15 protein-coding genes are annotated in these 17,538 nt (G+C 53.3%); all 15 read left to right on the forward strand.

Features of this window, described 5'->3' with window-relative positions:
- The first annotated feature begins 132 nt into the window (after positions 1-132).
- The 15 genes from SNR34_RS03955 to SNR34_RS04025 all read left to right on the forward strand — a co-directional run bounded on the left by SNR34_RS03955 (position 133) and on the right by SNR34_RS04025 (position 17,538).
- Positions 133-1,008: a phosphoribosylaminoimidazolesuccinocarboxamide synthase gene (locus SNR34_RS03955; protein WP_236420601.1), complete on the forward strand. Its 876-nt coding sequence runs from the start codon at positions 133-135 to the stop codon at positions 1,006-1,008.
- A 435-nt stretch (positions 1,009-1,443) separates the two neighbouring features.
- Entirely contained in the window at positions 1,444-1,689 is a 246-nt protein-coding gene (gene purS / locus SNR34_RS03960; protein WP_236420602.1) for a phosphoribosylformylglycinamidine synthase subunit PurS, read from the forward strand.
- A gap of 4 nt (positions 1,690-1,693) precedes the next feature.
- The gene (purQ, locus tag SNR34_RS03965; RefSeq protein WP_339276056.1) at positions 1,694-2,383 is read left to right on the forward strand and encodes a phosphoribosylformylglycinamidine synthase subunit PurQ; all 690 of its coding nucleotides are present in this window, start codon (positions 1,694-1,696) and stop codon (positions 2,381-2,383) included.
- Positions 2,361-4,604 carry a phosphoribosylformylglycinamidine synthase subunit PurL gene (purL, locus tag SNR34_RS03970; RefSeq protein ID WP_236420604.1) on the forward strand — a complete coding sequence of 748 codons (2,244 nt, stop codon included), beginning with the start codon at positions 2,361-2,363 and terminating at the stop codon, positions 4,602-4,604. The genes purQ and purL overlap by 23 nt, the downstream gene beginning before the upstream one ends.
- The gene (purF, locus tag SNR34_RS03975; RefSeq protein ID WP_236420605.1) at positions 4,589-6,067 is read left to right on the forward strand and encodes an amidophosphoribosyltransferase; all 1,479 of its coding nucleotides are present in this window, start codon (positions 4,589-4,591) and stop codon (positions 6,065-6,067) included. Before purL ends, purF begins: the two co-directional genes overlap by 16 nt.
- Positions 6,055-6,504: an immunity 26/phosphotriesterase HocA family protein gene (locus SNR34_RS03980; protein WP_486181186.1), complete on the forward strand. Its 450-nt coding sequence runs from the start codon at positions 6,055-6,057 to the stop codon at positions 6,502-6,504. Before purF ends, SNR34_RS03980 begins: the two co-directional genes overlap by 13 nt.
- Before the next feature lie 58 nt (positions 6,505-6,562).
- Positions 6,563-7,603, forward strand: a complete 1,041-nt coding sequence (gene purM, locus SNR34_RS03985) for a phosphoribosylformylglycinamidine cyclo-ligase (protein WP_486181187.1) — start codon at positions 6,563-6,565, stop codon at positions 7,601-7,603.
- Positions 7,603-8,223 (forward strand): phosphoribosylglycinamide formyltransferase, encoded by a 621-nt coding sequence (gene purN / locus SNR34_RS03990; RefSeq protein ID WP_236420608.1) that lies wholly within the window; start codon positions 7,603-7,605, stop codon positions 8,221-8,223. Before purM ends, purN begins: the two co-directional genes overlap by 1 nt.
- Before the next feature lie 240 nt (positions 8,224-8,463).
- Positions 8,464-10,011 (forward strand): bifunctional phosphoribosylaminoimidazolecarboxamide formyltransferase/IMP cyclohydrolase, encoded by a 1,548-nt coding sequence (gene purH / locus SNR34_RS03995; RefSeq protein ID WP_236420609.1) that lies wholly within the window; start codon positions 8,464-8,466, stop codon positions 10,009-10,011.
- Between the two features lie 408 nt (positions 10,012-10,419).
- Positions 10,420-11,685, forward strand: coding sequence for a phosphoribosylamine--glycine ligase (gene purD, locus SNR34_RS04000; protein WP_486181188.1), 1,266 nt, complete (start codon positions 10,420-10,422; stop codon positions 11,683-11,685).
- Positions 11,686-12,189: 504 nt separating this feature from the next.
- Positions 12,190-13,515 carry a hemolysin family protein gene (locus tag SNR34_RS04005; protein ID WP_486181189.1) on the forward strand — a complete coding sequence of 442 codons (1,326 nt, stop codon included), beginning with the start codon at positions 12,190-12,192 and terminating at the stop codon, positions 13,513-13,515.
- A gap of 83 nt (positions 13,516-13,598) precedes the next feature.
- A complete protein-coding gene (locus SNR34_RS04010) occupies positions 13,599-14,681 on the forward strand; it encodes a hemolysin family protein (protein ID WP_236420612.1) in 1,083 nt (360 codons plus the stop codon).
- A gap of 206 nt (positions 14,682-14,887) precedes the next feature.
- Complete coding sequence (locus tag SNR34_RS04015) at positions 14,888-15,841, forward strand: ring-cleaving dioxygenase (RefSeq protein ID WP_486182394.1); 954 nt, start codon at positions 14,888-14,890, stop codon at positions 15,839-15,841.
- Between the two features lie 11 nt (positions 15,842-15,852).
- On the forward strand, positions 15,853-16,464 hold the full coding sequence (locus SNR34_RS04020) for an alpha/beta hydrolase (protein ID WP_343262224.1): 612 nt from the start codon (positions 15,853-15,855) through the stop codon (positions 16,462-16,464).
- Between the two features lie 195 nt (positions 16,465-16,659).
- On the forward strand, positions 16,660-17,538 hold the full coding sequence (locus SNR34_RS04025) for an alpha/beta fold hydrolase (RefSeq protein WP_486181190.1): 879 nt from the start codon (positions 16,660-16,662) through the stop codon (positions 17,536-17,538).

A 17,538-nucleotide genomic window follows, 5' to 3' on the forward strand; every position in this document is an offset into this window, starting at 1 on the left:
CACTTTGCAAAAGTGTGATTCAAAAAATCCGGGGATAACAGCGATCGGAGGGTGTTCTGCATTCGTAGTTGCAAGCGTGATTAAGGGAATGAGCTTATATGTTTACCATCTCCTGAAAGAAGGTGAGCCTTCATGGCGCTGTCCACTGCGGCAGATCTTGTTAAAGCTCCATTGTTGTATAAAGGCAAAGTACGCGAACTGTACGATCTGGGCGAACACTTCCTGATCGTTGTGACGGACCGGATTTCGGCTTTCGACTACGTGCTGGAGCCGGCGGTACCGGAGAAGGGCAACGTGCTGAACAAACTCAGCAGCTTCTGGTTCGAGCTGACGGGCAGCATGATGGAAAACCATGTCGTTCATACCGACGTAAGCCGATTGGGCGATATCGTGACCGAACCCGAATTGCTCAAGGACCGCATCATGGTTACCCGCAAAGCGGAACGCATCGACATCGAATGCGTGGTGCGCGGCTACATCACCGGCGGCGGCTGGAGACAATACCAGCAAACGGGCGAAGTCAACGGCATCAAGCTGCCGGAAGGCCTTCGCAAAAATGACAAGCTGGCGTCCCCGATCTTCACCCCTGCAGCCAAAAACGACGTGGGGCATGACGAGGATATCCCGATGGAGCGCATGAAGGAACTGGTAGGCGACGAGCTGGCGGTGGAGCTTCAGGAAAAAAGCCTGCGGCTGTACGAATTCGCCCGCGACTACTGCGATCAGCGCGGCATCATCCTGGCGGATTGCAAATTCGAATTCGGCATCGTGGATGGCAAGGTCATCCTGATCGACGAAATATTCACCCCTGATGCATCACGCTTCTGGGCAAAGGAAAACTACGCGCTCGACATCGAAATCGACAGCATGGACAAAGAACCGGTGCGTGCGTATCTGTCAGGCACGGATTGGGACAAGAACAGCCAGCCAGACCCGCTGCCGCAAGAGGTGGTTGAGGCAACCACCGCCAGGTACGTCGATATTTACAACCGTTTGACGGCAAACTAAAGTTAATTGTTCTCAGCAATGTTCTTTCTACCATTACCGCCTAACGTAAAGGTTTAAGCCTTTTAAAGCTCGCATGGACTAGCGGAGGGACGGAATTGTTCTTAAAGGAGCGATAGTGTTCGCCTTTATCCCCAGGTTTCGACCACTATGCAAACCGCAAAAAAACATACACACGTTAACGGAGAGGCAGAACCAATCTGGAGAAGCGAAGCGGTCGCATTTATCACCGGATTTTCCCCTTAGGAAGGGGATCAAAAAAATCTGGGGATAACAGCGATCGGAAGATGGTACTGCACTCGCAGTGGCCTTGTGTGATTGATTAGTGTTGGGGGCAACAGCGATCGAAAGCCAAACTTCTCCGGAGCAAGCGCCAACGCCACTTTTAACAGCATAAAGCATTTATCCCGTTCATTACTGAGGAGGAACTGAAGGATTATGATCAAAGCAACCGTCTATGTCACTATTAAGCAAAGCGTACTCGACCCGCAAGGCGTGGCAGTTCAAGGAGCGCTGCATTCCATGGGTTTCAATGAAGTGGAAGCCGTAAGAATCGGTAAAGTCATGGAGCTGAAACTGGATACGAACGATCGTGTCGAAGCGGAAAGCCGTCTGAAAGTGATGTGCGAGAAGCTGCTCGCCAACACCGTTGTTGAAGATTACCGCTACGAATTGGAGGGTTAATCCCATGAAATTTGCAGTTCTTGTGTTCCCCGGCTCCAACTGCGATATCGATTGCTACAAAGCCGTGGAAGAGGCGATTGGTCAAGAAGTGGATTATGTGTGGCATACGGCAACGGACTTGTCTGCCTATGATTGTATCCTTGTTCCGGGCGGTTTCTCTTACGGGGATTACCTGCGGTGCGGAGCGATCTCCCGGTTCGCCCCTGTCATGAATGAGGTAGCGAAGGCTGCGGCAGCAGGCAAATACGTGCTGGGCATTTGCAACGGGTTCCAAATTTTGACGGAAGCAGGCTTGCTGCCGGGTGCACTGATTCGCAACATGTCCCTGAAATTCCGTTGTCACGATACAGTATTGAAAGTGGCTAATGCAAATACGCCGTTTACCCGCGATTATGCGTCTGGCGAAGAGATCGTCATTCCGATCGCACACGGCGAAGGCAACTATTATTGCGATGAAGAAACGCTTGCCAGCTTGAAGGCGAACAACCAGATCGTCTTTACGTACGGCGACAACCCGAACGGTTCCCTGGCGGACATTGCGGGGATTTGCAACGAAGCAGGCAACGTGGTCGGCATGATGCCGCATCCGGAGCGCGCGGTGGATTCGCTGCTCGGCTCGGAAGACGGCAAACGTATGTTTACATCTATTTTGAAAGCATGGAGGGATCGACATGACGCAGCAGCTATCCGCTAAGGAGCCAACGGCAGAACAGGTCGCAGAACATAAACTATATGCACAAATGGGCGTATCCGACAGCGAGTACGAGCTGATCTGCGAGTTCATGGGACGCAAGCCGAACTATACCGAAATCGGCGTGTTCAGCGTGATGTGGTCCGAGCATTGCGCGTACAAAAACTCCAAGCCGCTCCTGCGTCGTTTCCCGACTAGTGGCCCACGCGTCCTGATGGGTCCGGGCGAAGGCGCCGGGATCGTGGACATCGGCGACAATCAAGCGGTTGTGTTCAAAATCGAGAGCCATAACCATCCTTCCGCGGTCGAGCCTTATCAAGGTGCGGCAACAGGCGTTGGCGGTATCATCCGTGACATTTTCTCCATGGGCGCAAGACCGGTGGCCTTGCTAAACTCCCTTCGTTTCGGCAAATTGGAGAGCGATCGCGTGAAATACCTGTTCGAGCATGTCGTTTCGGGTATTGCCGGATACGGTAACTGTATCGGGATTCCAACGGTAGCCGGGGAAGTGATGTTCGACGAAAGTTATGAAGGCAATCCACTCGTCAATGCAATGTGCGTAGGTTTGATCGATCACGACAAAATTCAGCGCGGCGTAGCCAAAGGCGTAGGCAACCCGGTGTACTATGTCGGTCCTCCAACAGGACGCGACGGAATTCACGGCGCAACGTTTGCTTCGGTGGAGCTGACGGAAGAATCCGAATCCAAGAAGACAGCGGTTCAGGTCGGCGACCCGTTCATGGAAAAACTCGTCATGGAGTCCTGCCTTGAACTGATCGACACGGGCATCGTGCTCGGTATTCAGGATATGGGTGCTGCAGGACTGACTTGCTCCAGTGCGGAAATGGCAAGCAAAGCGGGCAATGGACTTGAATTGTATCTGGATCAGGTGCCGCAGCGGGAAGAAGGCATGACGCCTTACGAAATGATGCTGTCCGAGTCCCAAGAGCGCATGCTGTTCGTCATCGAACCGAAGGATGAAGCGCAAGCGCTGGAAATCTTCGAGCGTTGGGGCGTCATCTGTGCGAAGGTCGGCAAAGTAACGGACGACGGCCGCCTCAAGCTGTTCCATCACGGCGAGGTTGTCGGCGACATGCCGGTAAAAGCGCTCGTGGACGAGTGTCCGGTGTACGACAAACCATCCACGGTACCCGCATACTACGAGCAAAGTGCTTCCATCGACACGCTTCGTTACGACGAAGTGACGGACCTTGGCGGTGCGTTGAAACAAGTGCTGGCTTCGCCGACCGTGGCGAGCAAAAAGTGGGTGTATGACCAGTACGATTACATGGTGCGTACAAGCACGGCCGTTCGTCCAGGTTCGGACGCGGCAGTCGTAACCATTCACGGCACGCGCAAAGGCCTGGCGATGACGACGGATTGCAACGGACGTTACGTGTATCTTGATCCGGAAGTAGGCGGACGCATCGCGGTCAGCGAAGCGGCGCGCAACATCGTTTGCTCCGGTGCGGAGCCGCTGGCCCTGACGGACAACCTGAACTTCGGCAGCCCGGAGAAACCGGACATTTTCTGGCAGATGGAAAAAGCGGTGGACGGCATGGCTGAGGCTTGCCGCGTGCTCGATACGCCGGTAATTGGCGGTAACGTCAGCTTGTACAACGAAAATGCCAAGGGTGCCATTTACCCGACGCCGGTGGTCGGCATGGTTGGTCTGGTGCATGACGTGGATCACATCACGACGCAAGGGTTCAAAGCTGAAGGCGACGTCATTCTCCTGCTCGGCGAGACCAAAGCCGAACTGGGCGGCAGCGAGCTGCAATACGTCGTTCACGGCACAACGGAAGGCCGTCCGCCGGAGCTGGACCTGAACAAGGAAAAAGCATTGCTCGGCACGGTGCTCGAAGCGATTCAATCCGGCCTCGTTCGCTCGGCGCACGATTTGTCCGAAGGCGGTTTGGCTGTAGCGCTGGCGGAATCTTGCATCAGCGGCAAGCTGGGAGCTCAAGTGAATGTCGAAACGTCGCTGCGCGGCGACCATGCATTGTTCAGCGAAAGCCAGTCCCGGATCTTGTTGTCGGCTGCGCCGGAGCAAGCCGGCAAGCTGGAAGCTTTTGTGCGCGAACGGGGCGTGCCGGTTGCTGTCATTGGACGTGTTGAAGGAAGCAACCTGACGATTGAAGTGAACGGAACAACAGCCGTGAATGAACCCGTAGGAGGTTTGACACAGGTCTGGGAGGATGCGATTCCATGTCTCATGAACTGACGACAGGACAATTGTGGACAGGCGATTATTACAACCAAGGGTCCGGCAAGGAAGGACTCGACAAATTGAAAGAAGAATGCGGCGTATTCGGGGTGTTCAAGCACCCTGACGCGGCTTCCCTTTCTTATTACGGACTTCATGCCCTGCAGCACCGCGGGGAAGAAAGTGCCGGAATGTGCGTCAGCGACGGCAATGAGTTTCATTACCATCGCGGCATGGGATTGGTCAAAGAAGTATTTACGAAAGACCTGATGCAGACGCTCAGCGGCGACATTTCCATCGGTCACGTCCGGTATTCCACCAGCGGCGACAGCAAGCTGACGAATGCGCAGCCCTTGGTGTTCAAGTATCGCGACGGCGATTTGGCGGTAGCCACGAACGGAAACATCGTGAACGCACCGACCATTCGGCGCGAACTGGAACAGAGCGGTTCCATTTTCCAGACGACCAGTGACACCGAGGTGATCGCGCATCTGATCGCGCGGTCGCCAAAGGGCCTTGTCGAAGCAGCAAAAGATGCGTTCCAGCGCATCGTTGGCGGATATGCGTTCCTCATCATGACCAACGACAAGCTGTTGGTCGCTTCCGATCCGCACGGTCTGCGTCCGCTGACGATGGGACGTTTGGGCGATGCCTATCTGTTTGCGTCCGAGACATGCGCGCTTGAAACGATCGGCGCAGAATTGATTCGCGATATCGAGCCCGGCGAACTGCTGATCTTGGATGCGGACGGTTTGCACGAGGACCGTTTCGATCATCACAAGCACCGCAAGGCGCTGTGCGCGATGGAATATATCTACTTTGCGCGTCCGGACAGCGACATGAACGGGGCGAACCAACACGCGGCCCGCAAACGGATGGGAAGCCGCATGGCCCTGGAAGCGTTCGTTGATGCAGACCTGGTGACCGGCGTGCCGGATTCCAGCATTTCCGCAGCCATCGGTTATGCCGAGCAAACGGGCATCCCGTATGAGATGGGCATGATCAAAAACAAGTATACGGGCCGTACGTTCATCCAGCCAAGCCAGGAATTGCGCGAGCAAGGCGTGAAAATGAAGCTCAGCGCCGTACGCCGCGTGGTGGAAGGCAAACGCGTAGTCATGATCGACGACTCCATCGTTCGCGGAACGACTTCCCGCCGGATCGTAAACATGCTTCGCGATGCGGGAGCTGCCGAGGTCCATGTGCGGATTACGTCGCCGCCGTTCAAGAATCCGTGCTTCTACGGCATCGACACGCCGGACAGCCGCGAATTGATCGCGTCTTCGCTGTCGGTGGAAGAGATTTGCCGCGAAATCAATGCGGACTCCCTGGCCTTCCTCAGTCCGGAAGGACTGATTGCATCGATTCAGGGCAACAACGAAAGTGATTACAAAGGTGGCTTATGCCTCGCTTGTTTTGATAACGACTATCCGACCCGTCTCGATTTCGGCGGCGAAGAGAAATTCGGATGCAGCTGTTAAATATGTTGAAACGGATAACGTATCACGAAGGCGATATCTTCCTTCTTCCGATGGAGGACGGCCGCACGGCGATCTGTCAGGTCGTGTGCGCGCTCAGAGGTCGGTTCAAAAAGGCGTTTTCCTTTGGCGTGATTCGCATTCAGCCTGACGAAACCGCCGAGCTGAGGGACGGTGACTTCCTGCCATATACGTTCGGCAAGCGGCGGAGCAGCGTCATTTTCGCTTCGCCGGCCTATATCCGAAGTGGAGATTGGAAGATCATTGGCAACATTCCTCTGACGCAAGAAAAAGAACAACTGAAAGTGTTTGAATGCGCCGGGCATTTATATTGCGGGGATGAGTATGTTCGGCATTTGCAGCAGGAGGAGTACGGCAAGTTCAACACGCTGGGTGTGGCCGGTTTTGAATTGGTGCAAATTCATTTGTCAGGGATGTAACGGTGGCAAGAACGATTGGAAATGTGATCTATAGAACCAGATGAAGGGTGCGATGGTAGTGTCAGAAGCATACAAAAATGCCGGTGTCGATATCGCGGCAGGTAACGAAGCGGTAGAACGGATGAAAAAACACGTGAAGCGGACCTTCCGTCCGGAAGTGATGACCGACCTGGGGGGATTCGGCGCCCTGTTTGGCTTGAACAAAGACAAATACGAAGAGCCTGTGCTCGTATCCGGCACAGACGGTGTAGGGACCAAGCTTAAAATCGCGTTTGCCATGGACCGCCATGATACCATCGGGATCGACGCCGTGGCCATGTGTGTGAACGACATCGTCGTGCAGGGTGCGGAACCTTTGTTTTTCCTCGATTATCTGGCCTGCGATAAGGTTATTCCCGAGAAAATTGAAGCTATTGTGGCCGGGATCGCCGAAGGCTGCCATCAATCGGGTTGTGCGCTGATCGGCGGCGAAACGGCGGAAATGCCGGGCATGTACAGCGAGGGCGAGTATGATATCGCCGGTTTCACGGTAGGTATCGTGGACAAGGCAAAAATCATCAACGGCTCTGCGATTGCGCCTGGAGACACGGTGATCGGACTGGCGTCCAGCGGCGTGCACAGCAATGGATTTTCCTTGGTGCGCAAGCTTCTCCTCGAGAAAGCCGGACTTGGCCTTCAGGATCACATTGAAGAGCTGGGCGGCAAGCTCGGTGACGTTATTTTGGAGCCAACCAAAATTTACGTCAAACCACTGCTTTCCTTGCTCGAAAAAGTGAACGTCAAAGGCATGGCCCACATTACGGGCGGCGGGTTCATCGAGAACATTCCGCGGATGCTGCCAGGCAGCGTGAACGTGGATATCGAATACGGCTCTTGGCCGATCCTGCCGATCTTCGACTTGCTTCAGAAAACGGGCGACGTTTCGAACCGCGACATGTTCACCACGTTTAATATGGGAATCGGTCTCGTGCTCGTCGTGAACGAGGCGGATGCCGCTCAGGCTCTGGAAGAGCTGAAAGCATCCGGAGAGGAAGCATACGTCATCGGCCGTGTAACTGAAGGGGATGCACGAGTAACCTTCACGGGAGCGGATGTTTAATGGCTCAATACCGCATTGCCGTATTTGCTTCTGGCGAAGGGACGAACTTTCAGGCCTTGGTCGATGCGGCACGGAACGGGGAGATCGAAGCTTCCGTTGACCTGCTGGTCTGCGACAAGCCTGCTGCACGGGTCGTGCAGCGGGCCGAAGAGGCAGGCGTGGCCTGCCATCTGTTTACGCCGAAAAACTATGCATCCCGCGAAGACTACGAAACGGAAATCGTGGATGTGCTGGAATCCCGAAACATCGATCTCGTCGTCCTGGCCGGCTACATGCGCCTGCTGACTTCGGTCATGGTGGATCGGTATGCAGGCCGGTTAATCAACATCCATCCGTCCTTATTGCCGGCTTTTCCCGGCAAGGATGCGATCGGCCAGGCAATGGATTATGGCGTGAAGGTGACGGGGGTTACGGTGCATTTCGTGGATGGAGGCATGGATACCGGGCCGATTATTGCCCAGCATCCTGTACCGATTTTGCCTGGGGATACGCCGGATTCGGTTAGTGATGCCATTCATGCTGCCGAGAAGCAGCTCTATCCTGAAGTGGTGTCCTGGTTCGCCCAAGGTTTGGTCCAACTTGAAGGCCGTCAGGTTACGATTCAATCACGAATGGATTAAACGGATAAGCGGACATTTTGGTACATTGACGCCGAATAAGCGCGCACCAGAGAAATGATGGATTTTTGCGCATTCTCCGGCGTCAGGATTTGATCATCGCAAGAAATTTCCCGTGAGTGGCGGTCTGTCTTCTATGAAAGCACGGCAATCGACGTTTTCTAATATTTCTCGGGAAATAAATCGGCTCACGTTTCACCAAGAAGCGCGTGAAGTCCGGAGACAATAAAGGAGGAGCAAATTGTGAGTATCAAAAGAGCGCTGGTCAGCGTATGGGATAAAACGGGCATCGTGGATTTTTGCCGCGAGCTGTCGCAAATGGGCGTGGAAATTATTTCGACGGGTGGTACAAGCAGCCTGTTGGCAGAGGAAGGCGTGCCTGTCATCGGCATTTCCGACATTACCAACTTCCCTGAAATTATGGATGGCCGGGTTAAAACCCTGCATCCGGCGGTTCATGGCGGATTGCTCGCAGTTCGTGACAACGAGGAGCACACACGTCAGATGGAGGAATTGGGCCTGGGCTACATCGACTTGGTCGTCGTGAACCTGTACCCGTTCCAACAAACGATTGCGAAACCTGACGTATCCTATGAAGATGCGATCGAAAATATCGACATCGGCGGTCCAACCATGCTTCGTTCCGCAGCCAAAAACCATGCTTTTGTCACCGTCGTCGTAGATGCGGGGGATTACGGCAAAGTATTGGAAGAAGTACGCGGCAATGGAGATACGACATTGGAAACGCGCAAACAGCTCGCAGCAAAAGTGTTCCGCCACACGGCGGCTTACGATGCCCTCATCTCCGATTATCTGTCCAATATCAATGGTGATCCGCTTCCGGAGCGCCTGACGGTGACTTACGAGAAAATCCAGGACCTGCGTTATGGCGAAAACCCGCATCAACAAGCGGCATTCTATCGCAAACCGCTGGCAGCAGCCGACACGCTTACATCTGCCGAGCAATTGCACGGCAAAGAGCTGTCTTATAACAACATCAACGACGCGAATGCGGCGCTGCAAATCGTCAAAGAATTTGAAGAACCTGCGGTGGTCGCGGTTAAACACATGAATCCGTGCGGCGTGGGCGTAGGCGCAAGCATTTTCGAAGCTTACGGCAAAGCCTATGCGGCTGACCCGACTTCGATCTTCGGCGGCATCGTCGCAGCAAACCGCATTATCGACAGCGATACGGCCGCGAAGCTGAGCGAGATTTTCCTCGAAATCGTGCTCGCACCAGACTTTACTCAAGAAGCTCTCGAGATTTTGACGAAAAAGAAAAATATCCGCTTGCTCAAAACCGGCGAGCTGAGCGCGGCGCGCCATCGCGAAAGCCAGTTCGTTGTAACCTCCATCGACGGCGGCATGATCGTACAGCAAAGCGATGTTCACTCCATCGAAGCAACCGAGCTGCAGGTCGTGACGGATCGTGCCCCTTCCGAAGAAGAAATGAAGCAGCTGCTGTTCGGATGGAAAGTGGTGAAACACGTCAAGTCCAACGCGATCGTGCTTGCAGCGAATGACATGACCGTGGGCGTAGGCGCAGGGCAAATGAACCGTGTCGGTGCAGCCAAAATCGCGATCGAACAAGCCGGCGATCTGGCCAAAGGTGCCGTGCTCGCATCCGATGCGTTCTTCCCGATGGGCGATACGCTGGAGCTTGCGGCAAAAGCTGGCATCACAGCGGTCATTCAGCCGGGCGGTTCCATCAAAGACGAGGAATCCATTAAAGTGGCGAACGAATACGGCATTGCCATGGTCTTCACGGGCGTGCGCCATTTCAAACACTAGAATATAAACGTCACAATGAAGATGAACAAGCATTCCCGGCTTGTTCATCCTCATTTTCGGCTTAAGGTACGATGTCTGACGACACTAGCGGCCGAATGTGTTTGGACGGGGAACGAGTTGTTTACGAAGTGTACTTCTATATAAGTTGAACTAGACATTTACACGATAACGGAGAGGGCAGAAAGAATCTGGAGAAGCGAAGCGGTCGCTTAAAGCTTTCTGTAAGAAAGCTGCATCGGAAGCATAAGCTTCACCGGATTTTCCCTTTGAACAAAGGGGATCAAAAAAATCTGGGGATAACAGTGATCGGAAGATGGTTCTGACCACGTAGTGACTCCGTGTAAAAATCATCGGTTCAACTTATATAATTTGAATTGATCCTGTTATTTTCATGGAGGGGAACAACGAATGGATATATTGGTCGTAGGCGGCGGAGGCCGCGAACATGCCATCGTGTGGGCTTTGGCTAAAAGTCCCAAAGCAGGCAAAATTCACTGCGCGCCGGGAAATGCCGGCATTGCCGAGCTCGCCGAATGCCACCCGATCGCGGTGCATGAATTCGACAAGTTAACGGCGCTCGCCGTGGAACTTCAAGTGGGCCTGGTGGTCATCGGACCGGATGATCCGCTGGCTGACGGCATCGTGGATGCGTTTGATTCGACAGGCATTCCCGTATTCGGCCCGCGCCGCAATGCGGCAGAGATCGAAGGAAGCAAAACGTTTATGAAGGATCTGCTGCACAAATACAGCATTCCGACGGCGGCGTACGAGAAATTCGACAATTACGAGCAGGCGCAGGCGTATCTTGATCAGCAGCCTGTCCCGATCGTCATTAAGGCGGACGGGCTGGCTGCAGGAAAAGGCGTGACGGTTGCCCAGTCCCGCGAGGCAGCGAACCAGGCGCTGCGCAGTATCATGGTGGACAAGGTGTTCGGCGAAGCCGGAGCCAAGGTCATCATCGAGGAATTTCTGGCAGGCCAAGAAATGTCGATTCTGGCGTTTGTCGACGGGGAAACCGTTCGCCCGATGGCGGCGGCCCAGGATCATAAGCCGGTATTCGACAATGACGAGGGACCGAACACGGGCGGCATGGGAACGTATTCGCCACTGCCGCATATCGCTTCCTCGATCATCGAAGAAGCGGTGGAAACGATCATCAAACCGACGGCCAAGGCAATGGTGGCCGAAGGACGCCCGTTTCGCGGGGTGTTGTTCGCGGGACTGATGATTACGCCGGACGGCAGACCGAAGACGATCGAGTTCAATGCCCGCTTCGGCGATCCGGAAACTCAAGTGGTATTGCCTCGCCTGAAGAGCGATCTGCTGGACATTTTCTGGGCTACCGTGCACGGCAAGCTGGCGGATATCGAGATTGAGTGGAGCGACGAGGCCGCTGTGTGCGTCGTGCTGGCATCCGGCGGTTATCCTGGCCCTTACCCGAAAGGCATCGTGATCGAAGGTCTGGATCAAGTACAGGATGCCGTCGTATTCCATGCAGGCACGGCTCGCGGCGAGAACGGCGAGTGGCTGACGAACGGCGGTCGCATTCTTGGCGTCGTCGGCTTGGGTGCGGACATCGCAGAAGCCCGGAACAAAGCATACACCGAGGCGGATCGCATCCGTTTCGAAGGCAAACATCAGCGTTCCGACATTGCGGCCAAAGCGCTGGTATAGTGAACGAAATGTGAAAGAAAGCCCAGAAGACAAAACGTGTCAAAAACGTTTTGCATCTTTTGGGCTTTCTGCATCGTATAGATAAGTTAAAGATGTTTGGCGAGTGATTGAGCCTTTTAAGTTCTAGAACCATAGGTCATATATATAAGAAAATATCTACATATAGCTGAGGAATTGTGAACAAAATAGTGAACGGATCGATGGAACATTGGCCCAAACCATAACGTGCAACTGGATGGTTTGGTGATGAACATGCTATACTACTCTGAAATAATGAATATGTTTTGGCGAGGAGGTGGATATCCATTGGGTAGGCGATACTGCATACTGTCGAGATGGCTGATCTAGGTTGGCCCCTATGACTTTTCGATTTCATATAGCTTGTAGAACCCATGGTGAAATATTTTTTTGAATAATACAGCCTGTTCTTTGTTAACTTCATGAAGTTAACGGTTAGCGCTGTAACTATATCTGGAGGTGAATCCCTGTCTACCGGGGAAGTCATTGGACATAATTACCGTCATTAATTTGGCATTACTCATTTTTTTGATTGCAGCAACTGCATTTTTCGTAGCATCCGAATTCGCTGTGGTTAAAATTCGGCCGTCACGCGTGGATCAGCTTGTGGCTGAGGGGAACAAAAAGGCCGTGTTGGCCCGTAAAGTCGTTTCGGATCTGGATTATTATCTCTCGGCGTGTCAATTGGGAATCACGGTCACGGCACTCGGTCTTGGCGCTTTGGGTAAACCCGCGGTGGAGAGATTGTTGTACCCGGTGTTTGATTGGCTGAGCATTCCGGCGTCGTTCTCATCGGCAGCTTCCTATGCCATTGCTTTTATACTCGTAACCTTCTTGCACGTTGTTGTCGGGGAGATGGCACCGAAGACGCTGGCCATTCAGTTTGCCGAAAAGCTGACCTTGTTGCTTTCGCCGCCGCTGTATTGGTTCGGGAAAGTGATGTATCCGTTCATCTGGGCGCTCAACGGCGCTTCCCGCGTAATCCTTCGTATGTTCGGCGTCAAGCCGGCAGGGCATGAACAGGCTTACTCCGAAGATGAAATCAAGATCATCATGAACCAAAGCTACGAAGGGGACGAAACCAGCCAGACCAAGCTGGCCTATCTGGAAAATGTATTTGTGTTCGACGAGCGTGTCGCCAAGGACATTATGGTACCAAGAACCGAGCTCGTCACGCTGGATCAGAGAATGAATTATGATGATATTATTCCTTTATTGGATGAATATAATTATTCCCGTTACCCCGTCACCGAAGACGGCGACAAGGACCGGATCATCGGCGTGGTCAACGTGAAAAAGATTTTGCCTGACATGGTTGCCAGCAGGGAACATCAACTTGTTGATTTTCTGCGCGAAATCCCATTTGTATCCGAACTCACCAGCATCCAGGACGCCATGATCAAAATGCAGCAAGAGCGGGTTCATATGGCCGTTGTTGTTGACGAATATGGAGGTACGTCCGGGATTATCACGATGGAGGACATCCTGGAAGAGCTTGTTGGCGAAATCCGGGATGAATTCGATGCCGACGAGGTCGCGGACATTCAGGAAACCGGGGATCAAAAGTATCTGATCAATGGACGTGTGCTTTTGGATGAGCTGGAGAGGCAATTCGGCCTTCAGTTCGAAGGCAATGAAGAATTGGATACCGTCGCAGGCTGGATTCAGTTTCAAAAGGGTGTGCAGGTGGAGAACGGCGACATCGTGGTACAAGGCGAATATGTCTGGACCGTGGTCGAAGCCGACAACTTCCAGATCAAACAACTGATGCTGGAACGTGTGGCGGGCGTTGAAGCCGAGCAGCAAGCCTGATCTTTTTCGGAATAATCACATGTTCACATTAAAAATACGATGGTAAAACTTTGGAGGTGAATCCCTCTGACGGAGGGAAATCATTGGACGGAATAATAGCGTTAAACTTATTTTTGGTCGCGGTATTCATTGGATTGACGGCGTTTTTCGTAGGGGCCGAATTTGCGATTCTGAAGGTGCGGATGTCCCGGATTGACCAATTGATTGCGGAAGGAAACAAACGGGCCGTCGTGGCGAAAAAGGTAGCCCATCAGCTGGATTATTATTTGTCCGCGTGTCAATTGGGAATTACGATAACAGCATTTGTTCTCGGGGCGCTCGGTGAACCCACCGTTGAGAAAATGCTGCATCCGCTGTTCGAGCGGCTGGCCGTGCCTGAGGCATTGGCGACCGTGCTTTCCTATGGTATTGCTTTGGCGGTAATCACGTTCCTGCACGTCGTGATCGGCGAACTTGCACCGAAGACGATGGCCATCCAGTTCGCGGAGAAAATGACGCTGATGTTTGCCGGTCCGCTTTACTGGTTCGGCAACATCATGAAGCCTTTCATCCATGCCTTGAACGGATCAGCACGTTTGCTGCTCGGCCTATTTCGCATCAAGCCGGCCGGGCACGATACGGTTCACTCCGAAGAGGAGTTGAAGATGATCATGGCACAGAGTTATGAGAGCGGAGAAATCAATCAGACCGAGCTTGGTTACTTGAAAAACATCTTCGCTTTTGATGAGCGGCTGCTGCAGGAGATCATGATTCGCAAGGAAAAAATCGTTACGGTGGATAAAGAGATGCCGCTGGAACGCATGCTTGAAATTTTGAATCGGCATGAATATACGCGTTATCCGGTGACCGCGCCCGGCGATTCGAACCGTTTTGTCGGGTTTATCAATACGAAGGAGATGTTGACCAGCGTCGCCGCAGGGCGAGCTTTCGAGATTGATGCATATGTGCATGACATGCCCGGTTTCTCCGAACAGGCTCTGATCAGGGATGTCTTGATTCAGATGCAGCAGAGCCGCGTGCACATCGCCACAGTGCATAATGCAGAAGGGGATACGGTGGGTCTCGTGACGATGGAGGATATTTTGGAGGAAATCGTCGGCGATATTCGGGACGAATACGAACACAAGGATCTCGTGCAGCCTCCGAAAAAGCTTAAGTTGACGTAAAGTTGCGCCAATAAAATCAGGCTCTCGCATAAGGCGAGGGCTTTTTTTTTGCGGATAAATCTTAATTTTAAAATAAATGCTTGCATTCTGATGGAATATGGATTAATATGAATTTAAAGAATCTTAAATTAAAGATAAATAACAACAAGCCATTTGGTTCAAGCTAAGATAACCGATCCATATTAAACCAAACCAAGGGAGTGGAGATTATGTTCAGAACGGCAGGCATTCACCACATTACGGCATTCGTGAACGATGCTCAGAAAAATGTTGATTTTTACGCAGGTGTACTCGGACTCAGACTGGTGAAAAAAACGATTAACTTCGACGCGCCGGACGTGTACCATCTGTATTACGGAAACGAGAATGGGGCACCAGGCACGATCATTACGTTTTTCCCTCATCCTAATGCGATGAGAGGCATCATCGGCTCCGGCCAAACTGGCGTGACCGTTTATACGATCCCTGTGGGTGGTCTGCCATTCTGGGAAAAACGCCTCGCTTCCTTCGATATTCCGTTCGAACGCAAAACCCGGTTCGGCGAGCAGTATATTCGTTTCTTCGACAAAGGCGGTTTGCTGCTTGAGTTGGTGGAACGCGAAGAGGGCGCACCAAGCAAATGGTCGTTCAATGGCGTAACGCCGGAATATGCGATCAAAGGATTTGGCGGCGCGGTATTGTATACATCTGTACCAGACAAAACGATTCAAGTGCTGGAAAAAATGCTCGGTCTGGAACAAATCGGCGAAGAGGACGGCATCATTCGTCTGCGGGCGAGCGGGGACATCGGACAGATCATCGACGTCCAGTCCACCGGCATCCAGCGGGGCGTCGGCGGCGCGGGTACGGTGCATCACATCGCATGGCGCGCCAAAGATTACACTGAACATGAACAGGTGCAGAAACAACTTGATCAAGCCGGATATAATCCAACGCCAATCATTGACCGCCAATACTTCAATGCCGTCTATTTCCAAGAACCGGGAGGCATCCTGTTCGAGCTGGCTACCGATCCTCCAGGATTTGCACGGGATGAGCCCCAGGAAAGCATGGGGACGAAACTGATGCTGCCTGAATGGTATGAACCGCACCGCGAGCAGATCGAACAGCTGCTGCCGCCGATTGAAGTCCGCGAATGGAAAGGAGATTCCCAATCATGAGTACAACTACGATGAAACATATCTATAAAGCAGGTTCCCGCCCCGATGCGCCAACGCTGCTTTTGCTGCATGGCACTGGAGGTAACGAAAATGATCTCATCGGCCTCGCAAGCCTTATCGCGCCGGGTGCAGCCATCCTCGGGGTGCGCGGCAACGTCTCCGAGAACGGCATGCCGCGTTTCTTCCGCCGGTTGGCGGAAGGCGTATTCGACGAGCCGGACTTGATTGCACGGACCGCCGAGCTGGGTAGTTTCCTCGATGCGGCAGCCGAGGAGTACGGCTTTGACCGCGCCAACGTATACGCACTCGGATATTCCAATGGGGCGAACATTGCCGCGAGCCTGATGTTCCATCAGGCGGGCGTATTTAAGGGAGCCATTCTGCATCATCCGATGGTGCCGCTGCGCGGCCTGGAGCTGCCTGACCTGAACGGCCTGCCGGTATTCATCGGCGCGGGCGAGAACGACCCGATCGTGTCCAGATCGGAGACGGAAGAACTCGCTTCGCTGCTGAGCGGAGCGGGAGCTGATGTTGAGATCCATTGGGAGCGCCAAGGGCATCAGTTGACGCGAACTGAAGCTGCTGCCGCTGCCGATTGGTTTAAGGCACAAGCTTCCTCTTGATCTGAATGGAGGGCAAGCTGCGAATACCGTAAATATCGAAACAGCCTGATCCGCACGGATCAGGCTGTTTTTTTTACCGTCCATTTGGCAGCGCGCCTTGTCGTTGATTAGGGAATATTTTATAATGGATCAAATGATAATGATTTTCAATTAGAAGCGGCGAGCAGTGAAACGTCGAATGGTGGGAGGAGAGCCATGGGTCATAATCCAAAGCTGCATTCGTTGGGAACAAGTTCGTTTATTACGACAAAGGATGGGCGCCAGCTTCATTATATGAGCAAAGGGAGCGGGGACCTGACGGTTGTATTCGAATCGGGCATGGGAGCCTCGCGATCGAATTGGGGATTGGTGGCGCCATTGGTCGCCGAGCATTGCCGGACAGTGGTATACGACCGGTCTGGCTTGGGCCGAAGTGACGCGGATTCCGAGGATCGCATTCTTCGCCGGCTGGCAGATGACTTGGGAGAGCTATTGTCGGCTCTTGGGCCCGGACCGTATATTCTGGTTGGACATAGTTGGGGTGGGCCGGTTGTGCGTACAGCGGCAGCGACGGATTTGTCACGTATCAAAGGACTGGTGCTGGTCGACCCTTCGGATGAGCATTGCGGGCTGTACTTTTCCAGGTTGACCAAAATCAGTTTTGCACTGAACGGCCTGCTGCTGCCTTTCATGGCGCGCATCGGTTTGCTTCGGCGAATGGGCAGTGTCCTTGGCGAGGCCCTGCCCGAAGACGTGAAACAGGACCACCTTTTTGAGGATTTTACGGTGCAGGCTGCACGAACGGCGGCAGCAGAAGCGAAAGCGTTTCTGGACGATTTGTCTTCGCTTCAGGTTGCTTCTCCCCGTCTGGGGAATGCGGAGGTCAGCATCATTTCGGGAACGAGGGCAGGAAAAGGCGAGCGCAAGATCAGGCCGGCGATTGTGGAGGCTCATCATCGGACCGTGAGCAAACTGCCGAATGCAAGGTGGATCGAAGCAGCGGAGTCGGGGCATATGGTGATATATACGGAACCTCAGTTAATCGTGGACGAAATTCTGCGCATGGGAAATGTTGCGGGTCTTGGCGCAGAATGA

The sequence above is a fragment of the Paenibacillus sp. XP01 genome (genome assembly GCF_057364885.1).